The organism is Hymenobacter segetis, assembly GCF_038448715.1.
Classification (GTDB): domain Bacteria; phylum Bacteroidota; class Bacteroidia; order Cytophagales; family Hymenobacteraceae; genus Hymenobacter; species Hymenobacter segetis.
Genome location: NZ_JBCEVZ010000007.1, coordinates 67,479 through 93,105 on the forward strand (window position 1 = coordinate 67,479; position 25,627 = coordinate 93,105).

Genomic DNA, 25,627 nt, shown 5'->3' on the forward strand with positions numbered 1-25,627 from the left:
ATAGCGCCATGCCTTCGCCATCAGCGACCTTAGCCCAAGGCCAACATGCCAGCCAGTTCGGCCACGCATTCGGTGAGCTGGTCCCAGGCGGGCAACATGAAATACTGATTTTGGTAGCGGGCCCCGGTCACGGGCGTGCGCAATACGGTGGCCAGGTCGAAAGCCGGACGCGGGGTCAACTCGTTCACGCAGTGATGTATTTCGCCGGCCGATGACAGCAGGCCCGCCCCGTAGAGGTGCGGCTTGCCATCGTACTGCACCATGCCAAATTCGGCCGTGAAGAAGTACAGCGCCCATAGCTGCTCCCGCGCCGGCGAGCCCGCCGGCTGGGCCACGTAGGCCTGCCCCAGCTCGTGCAGGAAGTTGGCCAGGCCCTCATCAAGCAGCATGGGCACGTGCCCAAACAGGTCGTGGAACAAGTCCGGCTCGGGGCTGAAATCGAACGCCTGCATGGACCGGATACGGGTCACAATCGGAAACTTGCGCTCGGCCAGCAGGGCGAAAAACGCGGCCGGCTCAAACGGGCGGCCCACCGGGGCCAGCTGCCAGCCAGTTTCGGCCTCCACCGTCGCACTCAGCTCCCGAATGTCGGGGATGGATTCGCGCCGAAAGCCCAGCCGGGTCAATCCTTCCCAAAACGCCGGCACAGCCCGCCGGTGCAGCAGCGCAGTCTGGCGGTCAAACAGCATCTTCCAGATGAGCTGGTCCTGGCTGGTGGCGGCGGCGGGGTTGGACTTGGTAAACATAGCGTAACGAAAAAGGTAAGCGTGGTTAAAACGGGGCGAAAAAAAAGCCCGATATCCTGGCGGATTCGGGCTTTTGAAGGTTTCTAGAGAAAGTCGGGTTTCATGCCTCGTCTTCCGGTAGCGCCAATCGCAGCCCGTACGCTCCCTGTTTGGGGGCGGTCATTAGGGTGTTAATGCAATTGACGAATTGGTGGCGCATGAGTGAGACGAATTTAGGAACCGATTTCGGGAATGCAAGCATTTCCCCACATTAATTTTTCTTTATTCAAGTTCCTGCCGCAGCTGGTACACGCGCCGCAGGTTGCGAATAAGGCGGGCCGACTCATCAAAATCCAGCGTCTGGGCTCCGTCCGAAGCGGCGGTTTCGGGCGTTTCGTGGGTTTCGTACACGATACCGTCGGCCCCAGCCATCACGCCGGCCAGCGCCATCGTGGGTACGTACTCGCGGATGCCGATGCCGTGCGAAGGGTCCACAATCACGGGCAGGTGGCTCTTGGCTTTCAGGATGGGTACTGCGTTCAAGTCCAAGGTATTGCGGCTAGCGGTTTCAAAGGTCCGAATGCCGCGCTCACAGAGAATCAGCTTCTCATTACCGCCCGAAAACACGTACTCAGCCGAGGAAAGCAATTCCTCAATTGAACCCGAGATACCTCGCTTCAGCAGCACCGGCTTGTCCACGCCACCCAGGGCATCGAGCAGGTTGAAATTCTGGGTGTTGCGCGCGCCGACCTGGAACACGTCCACAAAATCGTGCATCTCCTCCACCTGCGACACCTGCATCACTTCGGTCACGATTTTGAGGCCGCGCGCCCGGGCCATGCGGTGGAAGTCGCGCAGCCCCTCCAGCCCCAGCCCGCGAAAGGCGTAGGGCGACGAGCGGGGCTTAAACACGCCACCGCGCATCAGGCGCACGCCGTTGGCTACGAGGTGGTCCATCACCTTTTCCATCTGGGCTTCGCTCTCGATGCTGCACGGCCCAGCGCAGATGGCCAGCGAGTTACCACCGATGGTCACGCCGTCGCCGAGGTCGAGCACGGTGGGCTTCACGCGCCACTTACGGCTCACGAGCTTGTAGTCGTCGCTCACGCGGTGCACGTCGCGCACGCCCGGCAGCTGGCCGATAGTGCGGATATCAAAGTCCTTTTTGCCGATGGCTACCAAGTAGTGGGCGTGCTGGGTGGTGACTTCGGTGGCCTTGTAGCCCTGCTGCTTCAGGTGCTCGGTGATGGTGGCTACTGAGGCAGATTTTTCTAATTGGATTATCACGGAATGAATGAGTTAACTCAAGAACGTCATACTGCGGCTGCGCTCAGCATGACGTTCTTGAGATTGAATGAAATTGCTTATGCCTGCTTTATGACCCGCACGAAACGCCCAGCAGCAGCCGGCGCATCATCCACATCCTCCAAGGCACGGATGAGGGCCGAGCCGATAATGGCACCCTCGGCGTGCTGGCAGGCACGGTCGAAACCGGCTTTATCAGCAATGCCGAAGCCGATGAGGCGGGGATTGCGCAGCTTCAGGGCGGCGATGCGCTCAAAGTATTGCTCCTGCACGACAGCATCGGGCAACGTAGTGCCGCCGGTGGTGCCGGGGCCGGACACGAGGTACAGGAAGGCTTCGGAGAGATTGTCGAGGCGACGGATACGCTCTTCTGAGGTTTGCGGGGTGATGAGGAATACGGCTTTCAGACCGTATTTCTTGAAGGTTTCCTGATAGAACTCTTCATACTCCGCGAGCGGCAGGTCGGGCAAAATGAGGCCATCGATGCCCACGGCGGCGGCCTGGCGGCAAAATTCCTCCACCCCGAACTGCATCACTGGGTTGAGGTAGCCCATGAGCAGCACCGGCGTTTCGGGCACGGCAGCGCGCAGGCCTTTCAGCTGCTCGAACAGCACGGGCAGGTTCATGCCATTGGCCAGGGCCACACTGCTACTGCCTTGGATGATGGGTCCATCGGCCAGCGGGTCGGAAAAGGGCATGCCGATTTCGAGGATGTCGGCCCCGGCTTCCACCAAGGCTTTAGCTAGCGGGATAGTATCGTGCAGGCTGGGGTAGCCGGCGGTGAAGTAGGTATTGAGCAGGTTGGTTTTGCTCGCGAAGGCGTGTTTGATGCGGTCCATATAATATAGCGTTGGGGAGCCGCAGGCTACACCAGCTTGTCCATGTTTTTGAGGTAGGTTTCCAAATCCTTGTCGCCACGGCCGGAGAGGTTTACCACCACCACGTCATCCGGCCCAGCCCCGATTTGTCCGAGAGCGGCCAATGCGTGGGCCGTCTCCAAGGCGGGGATGATGCCTTCGAGGCGGCTCAGTTCGGCCACAGCCGTTAGAGCTTCGTCATCGGTGATGGCAATGAACTCGGAGCGGCCCACCTCGCCCAGATAGGCGTGCAGCGGGCCAATACCGGGGTAATCAAGTCCCGCGCTCAGCGAGTATGGCTCGGTAATCTGGCCGTGCTCGTCCTGCATCAGCAAGGTTTTGCTGCCGTGGATGATGCCCGGCGTACCCAGCACCGACGTGGCCGCCGAATGGCCGGAATGGATGCCGTGCCCGGCAGCTTCCACCGCAATCAGGCGAACATCCGGCTCATCCAGAAAGTGGTAGAATGCCCCAGCCGCGTTGGAGCCACCGCCCACGCAGGCCACCACGAAATCGGGCAGCTCGGAGCCGGTTTTTTCCAGCAGTTGCTTGCGCATCTCCTCGCTGATAACGGCTTGCAGGCGCGCCACCAAATCGGGGTACGGGTGCGGGCCGACGACGGAGCCGATGATATAGTGAGTATCAACGGGGTTGGCAATCCAGTCGCGAATGGCTTCGTTGGTGGCATCTTTCAGGGTCTGGCTGCCGCTTTCGGCGCGGCGAACTTCGGCCCCGAGCAGGCGCATCCGGGCCACGTTGGGGGCCTGGCGCTCCATGTCGATGGCCCCCATGTACACCACGCAGGGCAGGCCCATCAGGGCGCAGACGGTGGCGGTGGCCACACCGTGCTGCCCGGCCCCGGTTTCGGCGATGATGCGCGTTTTGCCCAGCCGCTGGGCTAACAGAATCTGCCCCACGGTGTTGTTGATTTTGTGGGCACCGGTGTGGCAGAGGTCTTCGCGCTTGAGGAAAATCCGGGTGTTGTACTTGGCCGACAGGCGCTTGGCTTCAAACAGTGGCGTGGGCCGGCCTACGTAGTCGCGCAGCAGGCCTTGCAGTTCGGCCTGGAATGCCGGGTCGGCCATGATTTCCAGATACTGCGTGCGCAGCTCCTCCACGTTGGGGTAGAGCATTTCGGGCACGAAAGCGCCGCCGAACTGGCCGTAGTAGCCGCGGGCAGTGGGCTGTTGGTAAGAGGTAGTGGGAGTCATATCGATGGTGCGCCGGGGCGCAATTGAGTGAGCATTTGGGCCAGGCGGGCGGCATCTTTCACGCCCGGCGCGGTTTCAAAACAACTGTTCAAATCGACGCCGGCCAGGCAGGGCAAGCGCAGGGCCGCCAACTCGGCAGCGTGTTCCAGCCCCAAGCCGCCGGCCAGGAAATAGGGTACGGGCAGATTGTAGGATTGCAGCAGATTCCAGTTGAACGTGGTACCGTTGCCGCCGGGTACGGCCCCTTTGGTATCGAAGAGGAAGTAGTCGCAATACGGCACGTAAGGCAGCAGGGCATCAAAATCAACCTTCTCCCCTACCGAAAACGCTTTCATCACCAGCAGGCCGCCTTCGTTCAATTCCTCGCACTGGGCGGGCGTTTCCTGGCCGTGCAGCTGCACGGCGGCGAGGCTGAAGCGGTGGGCCGTGGCGAAGATATTTTCGGTGGTTTCGTTCACGAACACACCCACTTTCCAGATAGCTGGCGGCAGGGCACGCACCAGTTCCGGAGCCAGTACGTCGCCCACAAAGCGCGGTGATTTCGGCGCGAAAATGAACCCCAGAAAGTCCGGCCCCAGCGCGGCGACTTTGGCCAGCGCCGCCGCGTCGCGCATACCGCACACCTTCACCAGCAGCCGCGATGGGGTAGCGGCCGGAGTTGATGGCACAGCTGCGCCGGGTACGCCAGCGGCGAGCGCCAAAGCAGACAGGTTTGGGCGGGGCATTTTCATTTCCGGCAGCTAGGCAACGGCAGATTCGGTTTTCGGCAGAGCTGCGATTTCCTGCACCAGCGCGGCGCAGGCACGCTCGGGGCGGGCGTGGCGCATGAACGCCTCGCCCAGCAGGAAGCCCCGATAACCGACTTCGCGCAGCTGGCCAATGGCCTGAGCCGTTGAGATACCGCTTTCCGACACCTTCACAAATTCCTGCGGAATGGCTTCGGCCAGCGCCATCGACGTATCGAGGCTCAGGCTGAAATCGTGCAGGTTGCGGTTGTTTACGCCGATGAGGTTGACGGCGTCGGCGTTGGCGGAGCGGGCCAGTTCTTCGCCGTCGTGCACTTCGAGCAGCACTTCGAGGCCCAGCGAACGGGCCAGGCGGCCCAATGAGTCGACTTCGGCGGGCGTGAGGACGGCCGCAATCAGCAGCACAGCATCGGCTCCTATGCTTTTGGCTTCGAGAATCTGGTACTCGTCCACCACAAAATCCTTGCGCAGGATGGGGCAGAAATTGAAGCGCCGCGCCGTGGTCAGGTCCTCGTTTTTACCGCCAAAAAACTCGGCGTCGGTGAGGATGGACAGCGCCGCCGCGCCGGCCTGCATGTAGCCAAGCGTGGTGCGCTCTACGGGCGCATACTGGTTTATCCAACCCTTGGAGGGCGACTTGCGCTTGAACTCAGCAATGAGGCCGCTGCCGCCTTCGCGCAGCAGGTATTTGCGCAATGACAGCGGCTGCGAGTTGAAGTAAAGGCTAGTTTCGAGCAGCTTCACGGGCACCAGCTCGCGGCGGCTGGCTACTTCCTTGCGCTTGTGGGCGACGATGGTATCGAGAATGGTGGATTGGGACATGACTTGGAAAACAGCAGCGCGCAGGATTTGCTTCGCGCCATATAGAAAATTTATTGGGTGGCCAGCATGGTTTCAAACGCCCGCCGGGCCGCGCCCGAGTCCAGCGACTCGCGGCTGAGGGCCAGGGCCTCGGCCCAGCTCAGGCCGGGGCGGGCGCATTGCAGGGCCAGGGCGGCGTTGGCGGTAGTTACGTTGCGCTGGGCGGCGGTGCCATGGCCATCGAGGACCTGCTTGAACAGCTCGGCGGCGGCGGCCACGGTGCTGCCACCGGCCAGGTCTTCGGCGGTGCAGGTGGGCAGGCTCAGGGTATCGGCGGTCAGCATCCGCTCGCCTTCGAAGGAGGAAACTACTTTGGCCGGGCCGGTGAGGGCCAGCTCGTCGTAGCCATCCAGCGCATGCACCACAGCGTAGCGAGTGCCGGTGGGCTGCATGAGGTAGTGGTAGAGACGTTGCAGTTCGAGGCTGAACACACCCAGCAGCTGGGCGGCCGGCCGGGCCGGATTCACCAGCGGGCCGAGGATGTTGAAGAAGGTGCGCAGGCCCAGCTCGCGCCGGATGGGCCCGGCATGGCGCATGGCCGGATGGAAGGCGGGCGCGTGTAGAAAGCAGATGCCCGCCTGGTCGAGCTGTCGCCGCAATTGGTCGGAGCTGGCTTCGAAATTGTACCCAAAATGCGCCAGCACATTGGACGCCCCCGACACCGACGACACGCCAAAGTTGCCGTGCTTGGCCACCAGCGTGCCCGCCCCGGCCACGATAAAACAGGCCAGCGTGGAGATGTTAATCGTGTTTTTGCCGTCGCCGCCCGTACCCACGATGTCCACGACTTCGTGCGTGCCCAGTTCCGGGTCGCGGCTAAGGTCGAGCAGCGCCTGGCGGAAGCCGGCCAGCTCGGCCACCGTGATGGGCCGCATGCGGTACACGGCCAGGAAGGCCGCCGTTTCGGCCGGGTTGGCTCCGCCCTCGCCCAGTTGGCGCATGGCGGCGTGGGCCTCTGCGTGTGTGAGGGGCTGGTGGTCGAAAAGCTTGGTGAGAATCTGTTTCAAGGGATTTTTCTTTTCAGAACGTCATGCTGAGCGCAGCCGAAGCATCTCTACCGCTTCGTTGCAGCAGTTAGTTAGTAATGGAGGTAGAGATGCTTCGGCTGCGCTCAGCATGACGACCTTTTAATATTCTGACGGCCTAGCTCAGCCAGTTTTCCAGCATCTGCGCGCCGTGCTCGGTGAGGATGCTTTCGGGATGAAACTGCACGCCGCGCACGTCATATTCGCGGTGGCGGAAGGCCAGCACCTCGCCGTGGGCGTCGCGGGCCGTTACTTCCAGCGTCGCGGGCATCGACTTGGGCCGCACCGCCCAAGAGTGGTAGCGCCCCACTTGGAACCGCTCGGGCAAACCCGCGAAGAGGCGTTCGTCAGATACGGTTACTTCAGCTTCATTAGCCACGCCGTGCAGTACGGCCGGGATGTTGTAGAGCTCCGCGCCGAAGCTTTCGGCCAGGCCCTGGTGGCCCAGGCACACGCCCAGGATGCGCTTGGTGGGCGCATATTTTTCAATGATGGCCGGCATCAAGCCCGCTTCGGTTGGAATGCCGGGGCCGGGCGAGAGCAGGATGGCATCGTAAGCATCTACGGCTTCGAGGGTGAGCTGGTCGTTGCGCGTCACCGTCAGGTTGGGGCCGTGGCCGAGCTCACGCAGCAGGTGCACCAGGTTGTAGGTGAAGGAATCGTAGTTATCAAGAACGAGGATTTTCATGGCGATAGGCTGGAATTATTTTACGTCTTCGGCGGCCCGCAACGCCGCGCGCAAGGCCCCCAGCTTGTGGTGCACCTCCTCCAGCTCCGACTGTACTTTGGAGGCCGCCACCACGCCCGCGCCGGCCTGGAAATACAGCTGGTTGCCGGTGCTCAGAAACGAGCGAATCATAATGGCGTGGTTGAAACTGCCATCGAAACCCAGGTGGCCCAAGCAGCCGCCGTAGTAGCCGCGGGCAGTAGGCTCCAGTCCGTCAATCAGTTGAATAGCGCGGAACTTGGGCGCGCCGGAAAGCGTGCCGGCTGGGAAGGTATCGGCCACCACCTGCAGCGTGTCGGTGTTTTCGGCCAGTTCGGCCGTTACCTTACTTACGAGGTGGATGACGTGGGAGTAGAACTGAATTTCGCGCAGCGTGCGAACCTCCACTTTGGTGCCGTGGCGGGCCAGGTCGTTGCGGGCCAGGTCCACCAGCATCACGTGCTCGGCGTTTTCCTTGGGGTCAGCGGCCAGGCGCTGGGCGGCGGCGGCATCGGCAGCGTCGTCGCCGGTGCGGCGGTAGGTGCCCGCGATGGGAAACAGCGTGGCTTCGCGGCCCTGCACCAGCACCTGCGCCTCGGGCGAGGAGCCGAAGATTTTGTAGTCGCCGTAGTCGAAGTAAAAGAGGTAGGGCGACGGGTTGATGGACCGCAACGCCCGGTACACGTTGAACTCATCGCCCGAGAAGCCCTGCTGGAACCGGCGCGAAAGCACAATTTGGAACACATCGCCGCGCAGGCAGTGGGCCTGGCCCTGCGTGAGGCGGGCCAGGAATTCCTCGTCCGTCTGATTGGTCTGCTCCTCGCCTACCGTGGCGAAGCCGAAGTTGGGCACGCTGGGGTGGCGCACCAGGTTTTCGAGGCGGTCGAGACCGTCGGTTTCGGCCAGGGTCTCGCCGGCTACGCCGTGCTCGAACAGGTGCAGTTCCTGGCGGAAGTGGTTGAAGGCAATGACGTAACGGTACACGCCGTAGCGAATGAGCGGAATGTCGCCGGCCGGCACCTTATCAGGGCTTAGCTGCACGTCCTCAAAACTCTGCACGGCCTCGTAGCCCATGTAGCCAAACAGGCCGGTGCTAATGAAGGGCAGCTTCTCAGCCGAAGCATCGGGCGTGCCGGCAGCGGCAAAATCACGCAGCCGGGCCAGTGCTTCGCGGGGGTGGGCCAGTGTTTCGCTGGTTTCAGGGGCACCGGGCAGCAGCTGGCGTAACACGCCGCCGCGCCGCAGCTCAAACGTGGCCAGCGGCTCGCACACCAGGTAGCTGAAGGCATTTTGCTGGCCGTGATAGTCGGCGCTTTCCAGCAGCAGGCAGTTGGCGTACTGGTCGCGCAGGCGCAGAAACAGGCCCACGGGCGTCACGGTATCGGCGAGCAGGCGGCGGGAGCGGGTGAAGAGTTGGTAAGGCACGAGGATGAAAAAGGAAGCAGCAAAAACGAAAAAAGCCCGGCGTATGGGCCGGGCTTTTTGTGATTGCAGGGTAAAATCAGGTTGACTTCACGAGGCGCACAGGCAGGCCGGTCCGATGTTTCGGAGCTGCCACCACCAAGCCTGAGAAATACGAGTCGAGTTCATATTAAAAAAGACGCTTCGACTGAAACGCGTTGCAAAGATAAGGCTGCATTTTTGAGATTAACACAATCACTAGCAAAATTCCATACGAAACCCGCAATGACATGGTTCTGTTTTCACCAATATTCAAATCAGTGCGAAGCCCCGATTCTACTTCCGCTTGGCCCCCGAGGTGCTGGTTTTCACCGCCGAACCAAACAGAAACTGGTAGGCCGCCGGGAATTCCCGCCGCCAGAACCATTCCCGATGCTCCCCATCGGCAGGGGCCGAAAATGCCAGGTTGGCGGCCGGTACGCCTTCGGACCGCAACTCATCGCGCCATTGCGCCATCAGTGGCAGCATAGTTTCCGATTCCTTGGTGCCGCACACAAAGTAGAAGCGCGCCGTGCGCGCCGCCGGGTGGGTTTTGGCATAGGCCCGCAGCGAATCGTTGCACACCCAGAAGGCTGGCGAAAACGCCCCTACTTCGCCAAAAACCTTCGGGTATTTCAGCGCGGCGTACACCGAAATCAACCCGCCCAGGCTGGAACCGGCGATGCCGGTATGCGTCGCCTCGGGCCGGGTGCGGTAGTGCGCATCTACGTAGGGCTTGAGCGTGAGGGCCAGAAAATCGACGTAGGCGCTGCCCTGTCCGCCTTTATGCGGCTGGTCCTTGAGCTCGGCGCTGGCCCAGGGAATGTACTCATCGGAGCGGAACTGGTCGCCATTGTCCACGGCCACCACGATGCTGCCGGTGGCATCCTGGCCGGCCTTGCGCAGGCGGTCGAGGGTTTCGTCGACGCCCCACTCGCCGCCGAAACTCGTGGCGTCGTCGAACACATTCTGGCCATCGTGCAGGTAGAGCACGGGGTAGCGCCGGGCGGGTTTCGCCGCGTAGTCGGCGGGCAGGTAGAGCCAGACGCGCCGCTGCCGGCCCAGCTGCGGCATGGCGAAGGAGGTGGACAGTATGCGCACCTGCGGCGACGCAGTGTGCTTTTTAGCAGCGTCGCTCTGGGCGTTCCAAGCCAGCACCTGGTTGGTGATTTCGCGGGTCGTGGTCAGGTCAGCTTTGCGGTTGGCAATCTGGTCGTTTTTGCCGTCCACTTCCACCGTGGGCCAGCTGCCACGGGTAAACTTATACTCGATGGTGCCCAGGCTGGGCGGCAGGCTGATTTGGTAGGTGCCGTCGGCCTGCTTCTGCAAGGCGTAGGCGCGGCTGTGCGGGTTCCAATTGTTGAAAGAGCCCGCCACGAAGAGCGTGTCTTGGGTCGGTGTGGTGGCCGGCACTTGGGTTAGTTTCAGGATGGCTTGGGCGCTGGCGGTGCTGCACGCCAAGTCCAGGGTGCTGGCCAGCAGCGCCGTGCGTTTCAAAAGCAGTAGTTGGTTCATTGGTTATCGTATGGTTTCGCCGCTGCCGGCACCCCGCTCCGAGGCTTCCGTTTTGCGCAGGGTGTACACGGCCCGCACAGAGTCGATGCCCGGCAGACCGTTGGCCTGGAAATCGAGCAAGGCCCCCTTCTTCTGCGGGCCCTTCACGAAGTGCCGGTATTCTTCGGCCGATTCGCGCACCACGTACAGGATTCCCGGCGACGGCACCTTCAGGCGAGAGAAAAAGCTGCGGCCATCGCCGGCGGGGCGGCGCGTGGTTTCGGCCACGGCACTGGTGCCCAGCAGCCGGTACTTGGCCACGTCGGCCCCCGGCGGGGTCAGGTTGCCCAGGCCGTCCACAAACACTTCGCGGCGGGACATGAGGTGCTCCAGGTCCAGGGTTTTGAGCAGGGTCAGGTTTTCCTCCGACATGATGAGCTGCTGCACCGTTTTGCCGGGGGCGGGCTCTTCGTAATACACCAGCACCGGCTTTTTCAGCTTCAGCTTGCTCACCACCAGGGGCGGCGGCGCATCCTCGTTGTCGGTGGCGCGCTGGGTGGTAATGGGCGTGTATACCGGCGGCGGCTTCACCACTCCCCGGGCACTGGGCGCGGGCTTGCCCGCGCTCTTGGGGGCGGGCTTGTGGGAGCCAGGCCGAGACTGGGCCACGGCCCCGGTCACCGTACCGGCCAGTAGCAACGCGAGTAATGGTAGGTGCTTTTTCATTTTCTGAGGAAAAGCCAAAAGTAGCGAGGAGAATATGGCCCGGCAAGGCAATTACTGCGCCAGCTGAGGGAAAACAGTGCCATTATGAGCCGGAACGTACCGGAATACGCTACTGGCAACGATGATTAACCACAGGTAGCCGAACGGACTTCGTGGCTTTACCCGTCCGCCCGACAATCGATTTTGGGGATGCGGCAGGCCTGGGCAAAGGAAAGCACCAGGCCGCCGCAAACCGTCCGAATGAGTAGCTACACACCCCGGATGAGTAGCTACACACCCAAAAAAATCGCCGCTTTTAAACTTATTTTTTCCTGAAAAACCTCAAAAAAAGTCACTTTTGGAAGCAATGTGCGCCCCAACTCCGAATCGTTTGCATTGCGCACCCTGTAGCACCGCCCGCCAACACGTCAGTTATACATCTGTTAAACAGTGCTTAATAAATTAAATCAATATCATTTTCAAATTATTTACCACTTAAATATCGGTCAAAAAAGCCCGATTTTGAGCAAACGTTTTTTCGCTTTTATGAAGTCCCGTGATTTTTAAAAAAACGCCTTTAAACCTCCTGTAACGCAAGTTTTTGGTAACTTGCAGCCCCAATCTTTAAAAATTTCCCACCATCAACACATTTAAGAAGTTTCCCATGAGACACCCTTATTTAGCGAAGCTCCTGTTTCTGCTATTGTTAGCGGGCTTTGGCTTCCTCCCTTCGGCGGCCTTTGCTCAGTCGACCGGCTCGGTTAGCGGCCGCGTCACCGACAGCAAAAACGAAGGCATTCCCGGTGCTACGGTCCTCATCGAGGGCACTTCACTGGGCAGCTCCTCGAACGTAGACGGCACCTACAGCATTCAGAACGTGCCCGCCGGTCCGCACACGGTTGTGATTTCGTTTGTGGGCTACAACGCTGTTCGCGTTCCCGTGACGGTAGTGGCAGGCCAGAATGCGGACGCATCCGCAGGCTTGAAGGAGAACACCACCCAACTGGCCGAGGCCGTGGTGGTGGGCTACGGCACCCAGCGTCGGCAGGACATCACCGGTGCCGTAACGGCCATTGACTCGAAGCAGTTTGTGCAGGGCCAGGTGACCAACCCCGAGCAGCTGATTCAGGGCAAAGTGGCCGGCGTGAGCATCTCGACGGCTGGCGGTGCGCCGGGCGCGGGCACTACGGTACGTATTCGCGGCAACTCGTCGCTGAATGCCAACAGCGACCCGCTCTACGTAATCGACGGCGTGGCCGTGGACAAAGAAGGCATCAACGGCGCTTCGAACCCGCTGACGCTGATTAACCCGAACGATATCGAAAACGTGACCGTGCTGAAAGATGCTTCGGCAACGGCCATCTACGGCAACCGGGCAGCCGGCGGGGTTATCCTCATCACCACGAAGCGTGGCTTGGTGGGCGAGAAAATCCACGTTGAGTTGAATTCCCAGGCGTCCATCTCGACCGTAGCCCGTCGCTACGACGTGTTCTCGGCCGACGAGTTCCGCGAAGTAGTGAAGGCCAACAGCACCTTGTCGTCGCAGGTTGCGACGCTGGGCACGGCCAACACCGATTGGCAGAAGGAGATTTTCCGGACGGCGAAGGCTTTCGACAACACCGTCAGCCTGCGCGGCGCGGTGGGCAAAGTGCCGTTCCGGGTTTCTTACGGTAACCTCAACCAGCAGGGCCTCGTCATCACCAACAAGCTGGTGCGGAACACAGGCTCGGTGAGCCTCAACCCCACGCTGCTCGACAACCACCTGCGCATTGATATCAACGCCAAGGGTTCCGTGATTGATAACCGCTTTGCTGACTACGGCCAGATTGCCAACGCCGCGTTTTACGACCCGACGCAGCCCGTTACCTCCACCGACCCCATCTACGCCCCCTACGGCGGCTACTACCAGTTCCTGAACGGGGCCAACCCGCTGGGCCAGGCCCCGGGCAACCCCGTAGCGGCGCTCAACTACCGCAACGACATCAGCACGGTGAAGCGCCTCATCGGCAACGTGCAGTTCGACTACAAGATTCACGGCATCGAAGGCCTGCGCGCCAACCTGAACCTGGGCGTGGACCTGGCCCGGAGCCGGGGCAGCATCTCGGTGGCTCCCACCGATTTCGGCACCCACAACAACGACCAGCCCAACGTACCGGGCCTGAACGGCTCCTACGTGCCATCGTCGCAGGACAAGAACATGAAGCTGCTGGAAGCCTACCTGGCGTATGAGCGGCAGTTCGGCGGCACGCGATTCACGATTCAGGCGGGCCACGCCTACCAGTCGTTTGAGAATCAGGGCCTGAACTTCCTGACGACCCGCTCCGACCAGACGACGCTGTTCAAGCCGGGCGAAATCCTGACCTTGCCAGCTTACTACAACAAGTACGTGCTGCTCTCGTTCTTCGGCCGGGCTACGCTGAACGTGAAAGACAAATACCTGCTGACGGCCACGGTGCGGAATGACAACACGTCGCGTTTCACCGCCGGCAACCGCAGCGGCACATTCCCCGCGCTGGGCCTGGCCTGGCGCATCAAGGGCGAGGACTTCCTGAAGGATAACAACAGCATCTCGGAGCTGAAGCTGCGCGTGGGCTACGGCCGCACGGGCCAGCAGGACATTGGCGGCGCTTACGATGCCATTGCCCGCTACCAGATTGGCAGCTCGACCACCCAGTACCCCATTGGGCCGATTGGCACTACGACCGGCATCACCGCCGCGCCGCTGGGCTACAACCAGTTCCTGACCTGGGAAACCACCAACACCTACAACGCCGGCTTGGACCTGGGCTTCCTCGACAACCGCGTTGGCCTGACCGTGGATGTGTACCAGCGCACGGCTACCGACCTGCTGGCCAACGTGGCAGTACCCGCCGGCTCGAACAACAACAACCAGCTGAACCGCAACATCGGCTCGCTGCGCAACCGCGGTGTTGAAGTCGCCTTGAACTACAACGTGATTCGCACCACCGACGTGAACTGGTCGGTGAACCTTAACGGGGCTTATAATGTGAACAAAATCACGGACTTGGGCACGCAGCTGGAAGGCTTTGCCGGCTACCGCTTCGGCAACCCGGGCGTGGGCACCGGCAACTACATCCAAATCAACTCGGTAGGCTACCAGAGCAACTCGTTCTACGTGCGCAAGCAGGTGTACGATGCCAACGGCCAGCCCATCGAAGGCCTGTTCGCCAACAACGGTGCTTACTATCAGTACAAGCAGCCGGCTCCGCTGGTCACGATGGGCTTCACCTCGAACCTGTCGTACCGCAAAGCCAGCCTGGGTGTTACCCTGCGCAGCAACATCGGCAACTACGTGTACAACGCCAACACGGCCAGCGGTGCCAACTTCTCCGGTGCCAACACTTCGACCGGTTTCGTGAGCAACCTGTCGCCGGATGTACTGGTGACGCGCTTCAGCACCAACAAGCCGTTTGACTCGGATTACTACGTGCAGAACGCCTCGTTCCTGCGTTGCGAAAACATCGTTCTGGGCTACAACGTGGGCAAGATATTTGGCGAAACCACGCTCCGCCTGTCGGGCAGCGTGCAGAACGCCTTCCTGGTGACGCGCTACAAAGGCGTTGACCCGGAAATCACCGATGGCATCGACCGGAACTTTTATCCGCGTGCCCGCACCTATACGTTTGGCTTGGCCCTTGGCTTTTAATCCTCCCTTCTCATGAAAAACGTTTTATTTCGGGGGCTAACCACTCTCACCCTGGGCACTGCCCTCGCCAGCCTGAGCGCCTCGTGCACCAAGGACCTGGACCAGAATCCCAAATACGAACTGACGCCTGACCGCCAGTACACCAGCCAGGCCGGCTATTACCAGGTCATGGCGAAGCTCTACGCCGGCTTTGCCGTGTCGGGCCAGGGCGACCCGGACTCCGGCTCGTCCAGCGACATCAGCGGCATCGACGCCGGCACGGGCAACTACCTGCGCCAGTACTGGAGCGCTCAGGAGCTCTCGACCGACGAAGCCGTGGTGGCTTGGAATGACCCGGGCATCCAGGACTGGCACAACATGAACTGGAACGCCAGCAACCTGCTCATCAACGGCCTGTACAACCGACTCTATTACGAGATTTCCATCTGCAACGAGTTCCTGCGGGAGTCGACGGATGAAAAGCTCAGCGCCCGCGGCATCACCGGCGATGCCGCTGCTGCGGTACGTGCTTACCGGGCCGATGCCCGCTTCCTGCGCGCCGTGACTTACTACCACGTAATTGACTTGTTTGGCAACGGGCCGAAAGCCACCGAAACGACGGTAGTAAACACCGGCGACACGCCGCCCTACGCCACCCGCAAGGACCTGTTCAACTTCGTTGAAGCCGAGCTGCTGGACTGCGGCAATACCCTGCCCAAGCCCAAGGCCAACCAGTACGGCCGGGTAGACCAAGCTGCGGCCTGGGGTTTCCTGGCGCGTCTGTACATCAACGCCGAAGTGTATACCGGCGATTTGCCGACGGCAAACACCACGCACGGCAACGGCGTGGCACGCTGGGCCGATGCGGCCAAGTACGCCAAGCAGGCTATTGATGCCGGCTACAACCTGGCCAACACGCCCAACGCCACTGCGTCGGCCTACGGCCGCCTCTTCCTGGCTGACAACAACACCGGGCCGGCTACGCAGGAAATCATCTGGCCGATTATCTACGACGTGAACACCACGCGCAGCTACGGCGGCACCACCTTCCTCATCAACGGCTCGACCAGCCCGACCACGGCTCCGTGGCAGAAGCTGGTGGGCCAGAGCACGGGCTGGGGCGGCCTGCGCGGCACGAGCGCCCTGGTCGACCAGTTCGCCAAAGCCGGCGGCGATACGACCCGCGATTCGCGCGGTCGTTTCTGGATAACTCCTCCCCGCCGGCCTTACCAGCCCAAACTGACCGATACCGCCAAAGTGCGCCAGTACCTGCGCATCACGAACCTGAGCGATTTCACCCGCGGTCCGGGCGTGCTGAAGTTCCGCAACGTTAACTCGGCCGGCGCGGCCCAGGGCGGTGCCCAGAATTTCTCGAGCGTGGATTACCCCATGCTGCGCGCAGCCGACCTGATGCTCATCTACGCCGAAGCAGTAGTGCGCGGCGGCGGCGACCAAACCACTGCCATGACCTACGTGAACAACATCCGCCGGCGTGCCTACGGCGACAACAGCGCCGACGTAAGTTGGGCCACCATCTCGCAACTCACCGGCGGCCAGCCCGAGTTCCTGCTCGACGAGCGCAGCCGGGAGCTGTTCTGGGAAGGCGTGCGCCGCACCGACCTCATCCGCTTCCGCCGCTTTGTGGAGAACACCTACGTGTGGCCCTGGAAGGGTGGCGTGGCCAACGGAACCGGCGTACCAGGCTTCCGCGAGCTGTATCCCCTGCCCACTTCCGATTTGACGGTTAATCCCAACCTGAAGCAAAACGCGGGTTACTAAAACTTTTCGTCCCTGACCTGCTGTTAGCGGGTCAGGGACAAATTCCCACCCCTCACCAGCTTAATCGTTATGACCAAGAATTTATTTACTACAGCCCTGCTGGCCGGCTTGTTGGCAGTGAGTTTTACGTCCTGCAAAAAGGATGAAATCCGCACCACCGCAACCTTCAGCGACGCGCCCAAGCTCAGCAGCAATACGACCAACGCGGGCGTGCTGCTGCGGGCCAACAAAGACAACGATGCCGTTACGTATACTTGGACGCCGTACACGTATACGCTGTCTGACAATACGACGAGCACTTCGCCCGTTATCTACACGCTGCAGATTTCTGCGGATGGCGCTTTTGCCAACCCATACGAGCTGGTAGCCGGCACCGATAAAGCCGCTTCGCTGAAGCTGACCGTTGGCCAGCTCAACGCGGCGCTGATTAACCTGAAAGCCCCGCTCACCAAGGCTTCGACGCTGCAGGTTCGCCTCAAGACCTTCGTGGCCAATAACGAGTCGGCCATCTATTCGAATGCGGTTAGCATCAGCGCCACTCCTTACGACGAGTGCGTAGCGCCGAACTCGGATACCTGGTCCCTCATTGGCCTGGCCGGAGTTGATTGGAGCACCGACGTGCCCCTGAAGTGGAGCTGCTCGGAGAATGCCTACGTTGTGACGATGGCTTTGAACGCTGACGAATTCAAATTCCGCCGCAACAACGACTGGGCCGTGAACCTGGGCGGTGCCGGTAGCGGCGTGACCACCCTGACGGTAGGCGGCACCACGGCTTTGGCCACCGGCAACCCACCGAACCTGAAAATCGGCACTGCCGGCACGTACACCATCAAGCTCAAAGTAACCGGGTCGGGCGCCACGACGGCTGGCACGGTAACGCTTGTTAAATAAGTGAATTCCGGGCAAACCGGTATTTCCTGAATGTCAATTAAGCAAAAAGCCGCTTCCTGTATGGAAGCGGCTTTTTGCTTAATGGGCCAGGGCCAGCATTGCTGTCCAAAACAGGATATCCAGCGTACTGAAAACGCTTTTTCTTAAAATAACTACCCCGCAAACGTTTGTTCAGAGGGGTTTTCCCGCTTTTTTCCGGGATGGTTGCTACTTTCGTTGCCCCTCCCAAACCATACTTTTTACTATGATACTTATTGCCGACGGCGGCTCAACGAAGTGCAGCTGGTGCCAGCTCGACGACGCGCACAACCGCGTGTACTTTAATACGGAGGGCTACAACCCCGATTTCATGGACACGGCGGCCATCGTGGCCTCGCTCAACCAGAACCTACCCAGCACGCTGCCCCGCGAAGAAGTGACCGACGTGCATTTCTACGGCGCGGGCGTGTCGTCGGCGCAAAAGGCAGAGGTGATTGCGGCGGCCCTGCGCCAGGTGTTTCCCAAGACCAAGGCGCATGTGACCGAAGACCTGCTGGCCGCCGCCCGGGCGCTGCTGGGCCACAAGCCCGGCTTCGCGGCCATTCTGGGCACGGGCACCAACTCCTGCCTCTACGACGGCGATAAAATCATCTACAACGTGGATTCGCTGGGCTATTTCCTGGGCGATGAGGGCTCGGGCTCGTACTTCGGCAAGCGGCTGCTGCGCGACTACCTGCGCGGCCTGCTGCCCGACGGCTTGCAGGAGATTTTCAAGGAAACCTACTCGCTGGGCTCGCGCAACGACATTCTGGACCGCCTCTACAACCAGCCGCTGCCCAACCGCTACCTGGCCAATTTTGCCAAGTTTGCCTACGACCACAACAACGTGAGCTACTGCCGCGAAATCGTGCTCGAAGGCTTCGAGACTTTCTTCCAGAACCTGGTGCTGCACTACCCGCGCTTCCAGGAGTACACGTTCAACTGCGTGGGCTCGGTGGGCTACAATTTCCGCGACGTACTGACGCAGGTGGCCAAAACCCACGGCATGGAAGTAGGCAAGATTATCCGCTCCCCTATCGATGATTTGGTAGCGTATCACGACGAGCTGCCGGTACGGTAGAAGTCTGGATTTCTCAACAGCTTCCGCATAAAAAAAGGCCGCTTCCAAATGGAAGCGGCCTTTTTTGTGGCCTTGGATGGACAGCGTTAGTGCTGCACTACGAGGCGGGTAGTTTGCATCAGCTGGCCGGTGCTGAGGCGCACCACATAGATGCCATTGGCCAAATCCTGCACGGGCAGGGTGAGCTCGTGCGAACCAGCGGCCTGCGTGGCGCGGCTGCTGATGGTACGCACGGTAGCGCCGAGCACGTTGTGGACGGTAACGGTAACGGCGGCCGGCGTAGCCAGCTCATACTGCAGGCTGGCGGTGCTGCTGGTGGGGTTAGGCACGGCCACGAGGCGCAGGGCCTCGGTGCGGCGGGCGGTGGTGCCCAGCAGGGTGGCCTTCTTGAGGCGGCGCGTGGTGTAGACGGCGTAGGCCCCGGGAGCCAGCGTGATGAGGGCGTTGGCGTTGGTTACGGTAATGCTGTCGCCGGAGAGGTAGTTGTACCACTTGCCGGTGCGCTGGAAGGCGGGGTCAATGGTGGTGGTGGTCACGTCGAAGTTGCCGATAACGGTGATGTTCTGGGTGGCGTTGCTCACGTGGATGGACTTGCCGGCACCGGCCAGCTGCTGGGTGTAGCTGGTGGGGTTGGCAAAGGCGGGCTCCTGCTTTTTGAGGGCAAGGAGGGCGCGCTGCACTTCGTAGAGCTGGCGGCGGTTGGCATCCTGGTAGTAGCTCCACACGGGTAGCTTGGCGCTCAGCTTGCACTGGTCGTTGCCGTAGGGCGTGGGCACGGTACCGTTCGAGCAGGTGAAGATGGACTTGTCGTAGCCGAGCTCACCGAACTGCCACAGCATTTTGGGGCCGGGCACGGTGAAGAAGAAAGCCGAGGCCAGTTCGATGCGGGCCAGAGCGGTGTTGAGGTCGCGGGTGCTGTAGGTGCCCGAGGAGTTGCCGAAGGTGAGGTTTTTGTACATCAGGCGCTCCTCATCGTGGCTTTCCATGTAGGTCACCAGGTTGGGGCTATTCCAGCCGCGGCCGCCCTGGGCGGTGCTGCCGTAGTAGCCGTAGCTGAAGTTGGAGTTGGGCAGGTAGCCCATGGTGGCCTCGTTGTAATTATTCACGGCGTTGCCCCATATCATGAAGCCGGCATCGGCCAGGGTTTTGGCTTCGCGGTTTTCGGGGAAGTGCTCCAGAATGGGGTACAGGTTCGGGTCAACACCAATCATGTGCTGGTAGTAATCCAGCCAGATGTTGATACGGCTCTGGTCGTAGTTGCCGTAGGTGTTGCCGTTGCTGGTCTGCTGCGTGAAGCCGCCGGCCAGGTCAAAGCGGTAGCCATCAATGTGATACTCCTGCAGCCAGAACGACATCACTTGCTTCGAGAAGTATTTGGTGAGGGCGCTTTCGTGGTTGAAGTCGTTGTAGACACTATAAGGATGCGGGGCCGTCACGTTGAACCAGGGGTTGTCGGCCGACGGGCCGGCCGTGCTGCCGTAGAGCTGCACCATCGGGCTCTGGCCGGTGGCGTGGTTGAGCACCATGTCCATAATCACGGCGATACCGCGACGGTGACATTCGTCGACAAACTGCTTGAAAGCCTGCTTGGTGCCGTAGTATTTATCGGGCGCGAAGAAGAAATCGGGGCTGTAGCCCCAGTTGTCGTTGCCGTCGAACTCGTTGATGGGCATCAGCTCAATGGCGTTCACGCCGAGGCGCGAGAGGTATTTCAGGGTGTCGCGCACGGTCTGGTAATCGTGGAAGGCCGTGAAGTCGCGCATCAGGAGCTCGTACACCACCAGGTTGGTGCGGCTGGGGCGCTGGAAGTTGGTGGTCGTCCACACGTAAGGCGTCTGGTTGGTTTGCAGCACCGACACGATGCCCGTGGTGAGGCCCGTGGGGTAAGCCTTCAGGTTGGGGTAGGTCCGTGCGGGGATGTACTGGTCGTCGTTCGGGTCCAGGATTTTCTCGCAGTAAGGGTCGGCCACGCGCAGGTTGCCGTCCACGAGGTACTGGTAGGCGTATTCGCGGCCGGGCGTGAGGCCGTTGATTTGCACCCACCAGCGGCTGCCATCGGGCGTTTTGTTCATGTAGCCGGCGTTGGTGGTCTGCCAGTTGTTGAACTCGCCAATGGCATAGGCAAACTGCTTGCTCGGGGCCGTCAGATTAAGGATAACCGACGTGCCGCCGTTCAGATACGTGACACCGTCCTTAGCCCCGGCGGGCAGCGCAGCCACGGTTACGGTGGGGCGCACCACGAAAATCAGCGAATCGACGCCCTGGCTGGCCCCGCTGGTGGCGGTGAAGCGCACCACGTTGCGGCCGCTGGCGGCTGTCACGGTGGTGGTGAGGGTGGTGGCGCTGGCCTGGCTGGCCACCTGCGTGCCGTTGAGGCTAAAGGCCAGATTGGCGGTGGCCGAGGCCGTGCCCGTCACGCTGATTTGCGCGCCCAGGTTCACGAACAACGGGTTGCCGCTGGCGTTGGGCGTGGGGCTGGTGATGCGGGCCGACAGGGCGGCCGAGGCGGCATCCACGAAAATGTCGCCGCCGCCCGTAGCCCGACCCACCACGGAGCCGTCGGCATTCTTGAAAATCATGCCCAGACGCTGCAGCGTTTCGGCGGCCGGAATGGGGTAATAAGTGCGCGGCGTGAAGGTGATGGTGTAGATGTTGGGGTTGCTGGCGCTGCGCGTCATCAGCGCGGTGGGGTCGGCCACGCCGAAGCTGGAGCTGTGCACGTTGCGCCAGTTGGTGTTGGTGGTGCTCAGGTTGGTCACGGTACCGGTCCAGATGTAGACGTTGCCGGTGAAGTTATTCAGCGCTCCGTTGCCCTGAGTGGCGTCGTAGGTGATGGTAACGGGCGTGGTGTCGGTGAAGAACACCGGCGAGGTGGTGACCTGGGCCTGGGCGGTCCAGGCCACGAGGGTTAACAGCAGGGCTGTCAGGCGTCGAAATGTTTGCATTGGGAATTTTTAGGATGCGAAATGATTAGGAGTGACTACGGGAATTGAGATTGGTGGGCTAAGCTGGACGCTTGTCGAAACGTTTGCCACGGCTGTAATTAATTGTTTTTGTTGGCAAACCAAGTCGCAAGATACGCTATGGGTGTCAGCAGCCCGCTTTATGGGGCGTACCTTTGGGCACTATTTATGGCCCGTATGGCGCTTGTCTCATTATTTTTGGATTTGATTGGGCGCAGACGGTTGGCCAGGCTGGCGGTGGGTTGTGGGCTGGCTTTGCCGCTACCCAGCCACGCCCAGGTTCCGCTTCGTACCGACAGCGCGGCCGCCCCACAGGTTCCCACGGTTCGTACTTCCTCACTCAGTAGTTTTCCGGTCGATTCAGTGGCGCTGCGCAAGCGCCGCCTGCGCCTGCTGGTGGGCGGCTCGGTGCTGGGCTACGGTGCGGTGTATGCCGGCCTGGCCACTTCCTGGTACACCGGCGAGCGGGTGCCGCTGCACTGGTTCAACGACCTGCCCGAGTGGCAGCAGCTCGACAAGTGCGGCCACTTCTGGGGCGCGTTTCAGGAAAGCCGGGGGGCCGTCGATATGCTGCGTTGGGCCGGCCTGAGCGAGAAAAAAGCCATTTGGTACGGCTCATTCGTAGGGTTTGCCCTGCAAAGCCCCATCGAGTACTTCGATGGCCAGGACCCCGAATACGGTGCCTCGGCCACCGATTTGGCGGCCAATTTCCTGGGCTCGGCGGGGTTGCTGGCCCAGCAGCTGGCCTGGCACGATGTGCGCATCATGCCCAAATGGTCATTTCACCTCACCAGCTACGCCAAAATGCGGCCCAACGTGCTGGGCAGCAACGTGCCCGAACGCCTGCTGAAAGACTACAACGGCCAAACCTACTGGCTCTGCGCCGACGTGGGCGCGTTCCTGAAGCCCGGCAACCGCTGGCCGCGCTGGCTGCAACCGGCCTTCGGCTACGGCGGCCAGGACATGGTGTACAACGACGACGGCACCAATGCCGCCAAAGGCCTGAACCCCTACCGCCAGTTTTATCTATCGCTCGACGTGGATTTGCGCCGCATTCCCACCCGCAGCGTCCTGCTGAAGCGCGTGTTTTACACGCTCAGCATTTTTCATTTGCCGGCCCCGGCGCTGGAGTACAACCCACGCAACGGTTTCGGCTTCCACGGGCTCTATATGTAAGGCCAGGCGAGGTCCGAAAACGGAATATCCATCCGCGCTGCCCATCTACCCGTACTTTTGACGAACCCACCCCGTCCCAGCCGCTGTTCCTGCCATTCAAGCAACCGCGCCGGCCGGTGTAAATCTGTGATATTATGAACGTAGGAGATAGAGTCCGGCTTTTGACCGGCACCGAAGAAGGAATTGTTACCCGCCTGCTCGACAGTGAGTTGGTGGAAGTGGCCATTGACAACGACTTCACCATTCCCGTGCTCCGGCGCGAGGTGGTGATAGTGGCCCAGGAAGAAGGCAAGAACTTCGACCGCGCCGCCCCCGACTACGGCCCCGGCCAGACGCCCGGCAAAAACGCCAACGCCAGCAAGAAGGACAACAGCAAGCGCGCTTCGGCGCCCGCCGCGCCTAAGCCGGTGCAGCCCTCGCTACAAGAAGCCCTGGCCGCCGTGGCATCCAGCGGCGCAGGCGTGGCCAAGCCGGCCGGCAGCAACGGGCCGGGAGCCGGCACCAAGCAGCCAGCCGCCGCCAAAGGACTATTTCTGGCCCTGGTGCATCAGTCGCCGGAGTTGCTGGGCGTCACGCTCATCAACAACACCGAAGCCGACGTGCTCTTTACCTACGGCGAGGAAACCGCCGCCCGCCCCTACCGCGCCCTGGCCGCCGACAAGCTCGGCCCCAAAACCAGCACCAAGCCTCTCTCCTTCCTGCACATGAAGGACTTTGAGGCCTGGCCCGCCGTGGTGTTCCAGCTGCTGCCCACCAAGCTCAATGGCGATGCCGCCTACGAGCTGCTCACCAAGCGGCAGGCCTTCAAGGCCAGCACGTTCTACGGCAGCCAGCGGCCCGCGCCGGTGATTGGCAAGGATGCCTACCTCTTCCAATTGGATGAGAAGGCGGCTGCTGCCATCGCGCCCGAGAAGCTGGCCGAGGAAGCCCCCGCTCCTGCCCCCGCCGCCCCGGCCAAACCCGCCGGCGTGGATGCTGCCGCCCTCAAAGCTCAGCTCAGCGGAGATGCGCCCGCTAAGCCCGCCGCCGTGGTAGCCGCCGCTGCGCCAGCCAAACCGGCCGGCCCCATCGTGGCCCCGCCCCACGAGCTTGACCTGCACCTCGAAGCCCTGCGCCCCGACAACAAGGAGGAGCTGAGCAACACCGCCATCCTGCGCCTCCAGCTCGATGCGTTTGAGGATGCACTGAGCCGTGCCCTGGCCACCAACATGCACGAAATCGTGTTCATCCACGGCATGGGCAACGGGGTGCTGCGCAAGGAAATTCACCGCCAGCTGAGCCGCAACAAGGACATCAAGTTCTTCGAAGATGCCCGCAAGGAGAAGTTCGGCTTCGGGGCTACGCTGGTGCGGCTGAAGTAATACTTCGCAGCACGGCGGCCACCCGCACGGCACCCTTCACCGACAAAAAGCACCCATCTGGCCCCGGCGGCCGGGTGGGTGCTTTTTTTCATCCATTAGCCATCAGCGGGCCTGTACTTTTGTAGTCCTTAAAATCGCCCTATTCATTACGGAATAATTTAATGACGAAAAAGCACCCTTAGCTCCAGCGCGGTGACCTCGGCCAGCAACGGCCTGACGAAATCCGGGTCGAATGTTGTGCTCGGCGGCACCCTCACGCAGGCTACCACAATTGCCACGGGCGATAACAACTTGGCCATTACGGGCACGGGCAGCGTGGGCATCGGCACCAGCAGCGCGCCCACCAGCACGCTGCAAGTGGCCGGCACCGTGGCCGTGGGCGTGGTCAACGGCCTGGCCGGCAGCGGGGCCGGCACCCCGCTGGGCAACGCGGGCTACGTGGGCCTCTCGCCCGTCAACGGGGCCGACTTCTACCGCCTGCCCGATGCCACCTCCTGCCCCGGCCGCATTTATTACGTGCGCAACAACAGCACCAGCAACATTGCTTACCTGAGCACATCGGGCGGGGCCATTTTCGAGGGTGGAACCACGGCCGCTGCCGGCCTGCCCTATTTCATGCAAACCAGCGGCCTCACCAAAACCATCACCGCCATCTCCGACGGCACGAACTGGACCCTGCTTAAGAACGGCAACTAGCCCACGGCGCCGGCCTCAGCGGCCCGCATTGCCCCCATCGCCCCCGACCATCTGGCCGGGGGCTTTTTTGTGGCCGGCTTTCTCGAAAAACCACACGTTCATGCGATACCGCCGCATGGGAATGCGCCGGACCTTTGTACCATGCAATTCCCCCTGGCCCTGGCCATCATCGAAGACCAGGCCGCCATCCGCGAGACCCTGCACGACTACCTCTGCGCCCAGCCCGAGTTCCGCTGCGTGCTCATCGTGGACTCGGTGGAGGCGTTTTTGCGGGAGTTGCCCACGGCCGCGGCGTCGCCTCAGCTCATCCTCTCCGACATCGGCCTGCCCGGCCTCACCGGCATCGAGGGCATTCCGCTCATTCAGGCGCGGCTGCCCGAGGCCCAGGTGCTCATGCTGAGCGTGTACGCCGATGCCGAGCGCGTGTTTGAAGCGCTGCGGGCCGGGGCGGTGGGCTACCTGCTCAAGCACACGCCCCTGGCCCAGCTCAAGGAGCACCTGCTTCAGGTGGCGGCCGGCGGCTCGCCCATGAGCCCCGGCGTGGCCCGCTTCGTGGTGCAGGCCTTTCAGCAGCAGCTGGTGGCCCCGGCGGCGGCCCTGCCCCTGGAGAAGCTGCTGGCCGAGCCCCTCACGGCGCGCGAGTTGGAGGTGGTGCACGGCATCGAGGACGGGCTGAGCTACAAGCTCATCGCCGAGCGCCACTTCGTGAGCATCGACACTGTGCGCAGCCACATCCGCAACGTGTACCGCAAGCTCCAGGTGAACTCCAAAGCCGAGCTGCTGGCCCAGACGCTGAAGCGCCAGCGCGGCTAAGCCCCCGCCCAAAACCACATGTTCATGCGATACCGCCGTGTTGCCGGGGGCCAGACCTTTGCGGGAAATACCCTTGTCGTTTCTATTACCGGGGGCCCCGCGGCCCAGCGCCTTACTCCGGGAGCCGG

General features: G+C 61.6%; 20 protein-coding genes. 8 read left to right on the forward strand and 12 right to left on the reverse strand.

Annotated elements, in window-relative coordinates:
• Positions 1-29 precede the first annotated feature (29 nt).
• The 11 genes from AAFH49_RS04905 to AAFH49_RS04955 all read right to left on the reverse strand — a co-directional run bounded on the left by AAFH49_RS04905 (position 30) and on the right by AAFH49_RS04955 (position 11,096).
• Positions 30-746 carry a phenylalanine-4-hydroxylase gene (locus AAFH49_RS04905; protein ID WP_342296385.1) on the reverse strand — a complete coding sequence of 239 codons (717 nt, stop codon included), beginning with the start codon at positions 744-746 and terminating at the stop codon, positions 30-32.
• A gap of 261 nt (positions 747-1,007) precedes the next feature.
• Entirely contained in the window at positions 1,008-2,012 is a 1,005-nt protein-coding gene (aroF, locus tag AAFH49_RS04910; protein ID WP_342296386.1) for a 3-deoxy-7-phosphoheptulonate synthase, read from the reverse strand.
• Positions 2,013-2,089: 77 nt separating this feature from the next.
• On the reverse strand, positions 2,090-2,869 hold the full coding sequence (gene trpA, locus AAFH49_RS04915; protein WP_342296387.1) for a tryptophan synthase subunit alpha: 780 nt from the start codon (positions 2,867-2,869) through the stop codon (positions 2,090-2,092).
• Positions 2,870-2,895: 26 nt separating this feature from the next.
• Positions 2,896-4,098, reverse strand: coding sequence for a tryptophan synthase subunit beta (trpB, locus tag AAFH49_RS04920; RefSeq protein ID WP_342296388.1), 1,203 nt, complete (start codon positions 4,096-4,098; stop codon positions 2,896-2,898).
• Entirely contained in the window at positions 4,095-4,799 is a 705-nt protein-coding gene (locus AAFH49_RS04925; protein ID WP_342296389.1) for a phosphoribosylanthranilate isomerase, read from the reverse strand. Before AAFH49_RS04925 ends, trpB begins: the two co-directional genes overlap by 4 nt.
• 39 nt (positions 4,800-4,838) lie before the next feature.
• A complete protein-coding gene (gene trpC / locus AAFH49_RS04930) occupies positions 4,839-5,666 on the reverse strand; it encodes an indole-3-glycerol phosphate synthase TrpC (protein ID WP_342296390.1) in 828 nt (275 codons plus the stop codon).
• Positions 5,667-5,716: 50 nt separating this feature from the next.
• On the reverse strand, positions 5,717-6,712 hold the full coding sequence (gene trpD / locus AAFH49_RS04935) for an anthranilate phosphoribosyltransferase (RefSeq protein ID WP_342296391.1): 996 nt from the start codon (positions 6,710-6,712) through the stop codon (positions 5,717-5,719).
• A gap of 136 nt (positions 6,713-6,848) precedes the next feature.
• Positions 6,849-7,418, reverse strand: a complete 570-nt coding sequence (locus AAFH49_RS04940) for an anthranilate synthase component II (protein WP_342296392.1) — start codon at positions 7,416-7,418, stop codon at positions 6,849-6,851.
• Between the two features lie 15 nt (positions 7,419-7,433).
• Positions 7,434-8,861, reverse strand: coding sequence for an anthranilate synthase component I family protein (locus AAFH49_RS04945; RefSeq protein ID WP_342296393.1), 1,428 nt, complete (start codon positions 8,859-8,861; stop codon positions 7,434-7,436).
• Between the two features lie 312 nt (positions 8,862-9,173).
• A complete protein-coding gene (locus AAFH49_RS04950) occupies positions 9,174-10,391 on the reverse strand; it encodes an alpha/beta hydrolase-fold protein (protein WP_342296394.1) in 1,218 nt (405 codons plus the stop codon).
• A gap of 3 nt (positions 10,392-10,394) precedes the next feature.
• Positions 10,395-11,096, reverse strand: a complete 702-nt coding sequence (locus AAFH49_RS04955) for a hypothetical protein (protein ID WP_342296395.1) — start codon at positions 11,094-11,096, stop codon at positions 10,395-10,397.
• Positions 11,097-11,739: 643 nt separating this feature from the next.
• Between AAFH49_RS04955 and AAFH49_RS04960 the strand changes: the two genes are divergently transcribed.
• The 4 genes from AAFH49_RS04960 (at position 11,740) to AAFH49_RS04975 (ending at position 18,490) form a co-directional block, all read left to right on the forward strand.
• Positions 11,740-14,742 (forward strand): SusC/RagA family TonB-linked outer membrane protein, encoded by a 3,003-nt coding sequence (locus AAFH49_RS04960; RefSeq protein WP_342296396.1) that lies wholly within the window; start codon positions 11,740-11,742, stop codon positions 14,740-14,742.
• Positions 14,743-14,754: 12 nt separating this feature from the next.
• Positions 14,755-16,500, forward strand: a complete 1,746-nt coding sequence (locus tag AAFH49_RS04965) for a RagB/SusD family nutrient uptake outer membrane protein (protein ID WP_342296397.1) — start codon at positions 14,755-14,757, stop codon at positions 16,498-16,500.
• Between the two features lie 69 nt (positions 16,501-16,569).
• Positions 16,570-17,391, forward strand: coding sequence for a SusE domain-containing protein (locus tag AAFH49_RS04970; RefSeq protein ID WP_342296398.1), 822 nt, complete (start codon positions 16,570-16,572; stop codon positions 17,389-17,391).
• Between the two features lie 244 nt (positions 17,392-17,635).
• Positions 17,636-18,490, forward strand: a complete 855-nt coding sequence (locus AAFH49_RS04975) for an N-acetylglucosamine kinase (protein WP_342296399.1) — start codon at positions 17,636-17,638, stop codon at positions 18,488-18,490.
• 86 nt (positions 18,491-18,576) lie between these two features.
• Here the strand turns inward: AAFH49_RS04975 and AAFH49_RS04980 are convergent, their stop codons facing one another.
• Positions 18,577-21,435 (reverse strand): DUF4961 domain-containing protein, encoded by a 2,859-nt coding sequence (locus AAFH49_RS04980; RefSeq protein WP_342296400.1) that lies wholly within the window; start codon positions 21,433-21,435, stop codon positions 18,577-18,579.
• A gap of 381 nt (positions 21,436-21,816) precedes the next feature.
• On the opposite strand from AAFH49_RS04980, the gene AAFH49_RS04985 reads away from it, so the two are divergent.
• The 4 genes from AAFH49_RS04985 (at position 21,817) to AAFH49_RS05000 (ending at position 25,499) form a co-directional block, all read left to right on the forward strand.
• Positions 21,817-22,629, forward strand: a complete 813-nt coding sequence (locus AAFH49_RS04985; protein ID WP_342296401.1) for a DUF2279 domain-containing protein — start codon at positions 21,817-21,819, stop codon at positions 22,627-22,629.
• Between the two features lie 134 nt (positions 22,630-22,763).
• Positions 22,764-23,990 (forward strand): Smr/MutS family protein, encoded by a 1,227-nt coding sequence (locus tag AAFH49_RS04990; protein WP_342296402.1) that lies wholly within the window; start codon positions 22,764-22,766, stop codon positions 23,988-23,990.
• Between the two features lie 192 nt (positions 23,991-24,182).
• On the forward strand, positions 24,183-24,686 hold the full coding sequence (locus AAFH49_RS04995; protein WP_342296403.1) for a hypothetical protein: 504 nt from the start codon (positions 24,183-24,185) through the stop codon (positions 24,684-24,686).
• A 141-nt stretch (positions 24,687-24,827) separates the two neighbouring features.
• The gene (locus AAFH49_RS05000; RefSeq protein WP_342296404.1) at positions 24,828-25,499 is read left to right on the forward strand and encodes a response regulator; all 672 of its coding nucleotides are present in this window, start codon (positions 24,828-24,830) and stop codon (positions 25,497-25,499) included.
• Positions 25,500-25,627: the final 128 nt, after the last annotated feature.

Bases quoted from the DNA above. Each gene is read 5' to 3' on its own strand.
- AAFH49_RS04960 (WP_342296396.1), top strand. From the start codon at position 11,740: ATGAGACACCCTTATTTAGCGAAGCTCCTGTTTCTGCTATTGTTAGCG.
- AAFH49_RS04955 (WP_342296395.1), bottom strand. From the start codon at position 11,096: ATGAAAAAGCACCTACCATTACTCGCGTTGCTACTGGCCGGTACGGTG.
- AAFH49_RS04980 (WP_342296400.1), bottom strand. From the start codon at position 21,435: ATGCAAACATTTCGACGCCTGACAGCCCTGCTGTTAACCCTCGTGGCC.
- AAFH49_RS04975 (WP_342296399.1), top strand. From the start codon at position 17,636: ATGATACTTATTGCCGACGGCGGCTCAACGAAGTGCAGCTGGTGCCAG.
- trpB (WP_342296388.1), bottom strand. From the start codon at position 4,098: ATGACTCCCACTACCTCTTACCAACAGCCCACTGCCCGCGGCTACTAC.
- AAFH49_RS04940 (WP_342296392.1), bottom strand. From the start codon at position 7,418: ATGAAAATCCTCGTTCTTGATAACTACGATTCCTTCACCTACAACCTG.
- AAFH49_RS04950 (WP_342296394.1), bottom strand. From the start codon at position 10,391: ATGAACCAACTACTGCTTTTGAAACGCACGGCGCTGCTGGCCAGCACC.
- AAFH49_RS05000 (WP_342296404.1), top strand. From the start codon at position 24,828: ATGCAATTCCCCCTGGCCCTGGCCATCATCGAAGACCAGGCCGCCATC.
- AAFH49_RS04905 (WP_342296385.1), bottom strand. From the start codon at position 746: ATGTTTACCAAGTCCAACCCCGCCGCCGCCACCAGCCAGGACCAGCTC.
- trpC (WP_342296390.1), bottom strand. From the start codon at position 5,666: ATGTCCCAATCCACCATTCTCGATACCATCGTCGCCCACAAGCGCAAG.
- AAFH49_RS04970 (WP_342296398.1), top strand. From the start codon at position 16,570: ATGACCAAGAATTTATTTACTACAGCCCTGCTGGCCGGCTTGTTGGCA.
- trpA (WP_342296387.1), bottom strand. From the start codon at position 2,869: ATGGACCGCATCAAACACGCCTTCGCGAGCAAAACCAACCTGCTCAAT.
- AAFH49_RS04965 (WP_342296397.1), top strand. From the start codon at position 14,755: ATGAAAAACGTTTTATTTCGGGGGCTAACCACTCTCACCCTGGGCACT.
- AAFH49_RS04990 (WP_342296402.1), top strand. From the start codon at position 22,764: ATGAACGTAGGAGATAGAGTCCGGCTTTTGACCGGCACCGAAGAAGGA.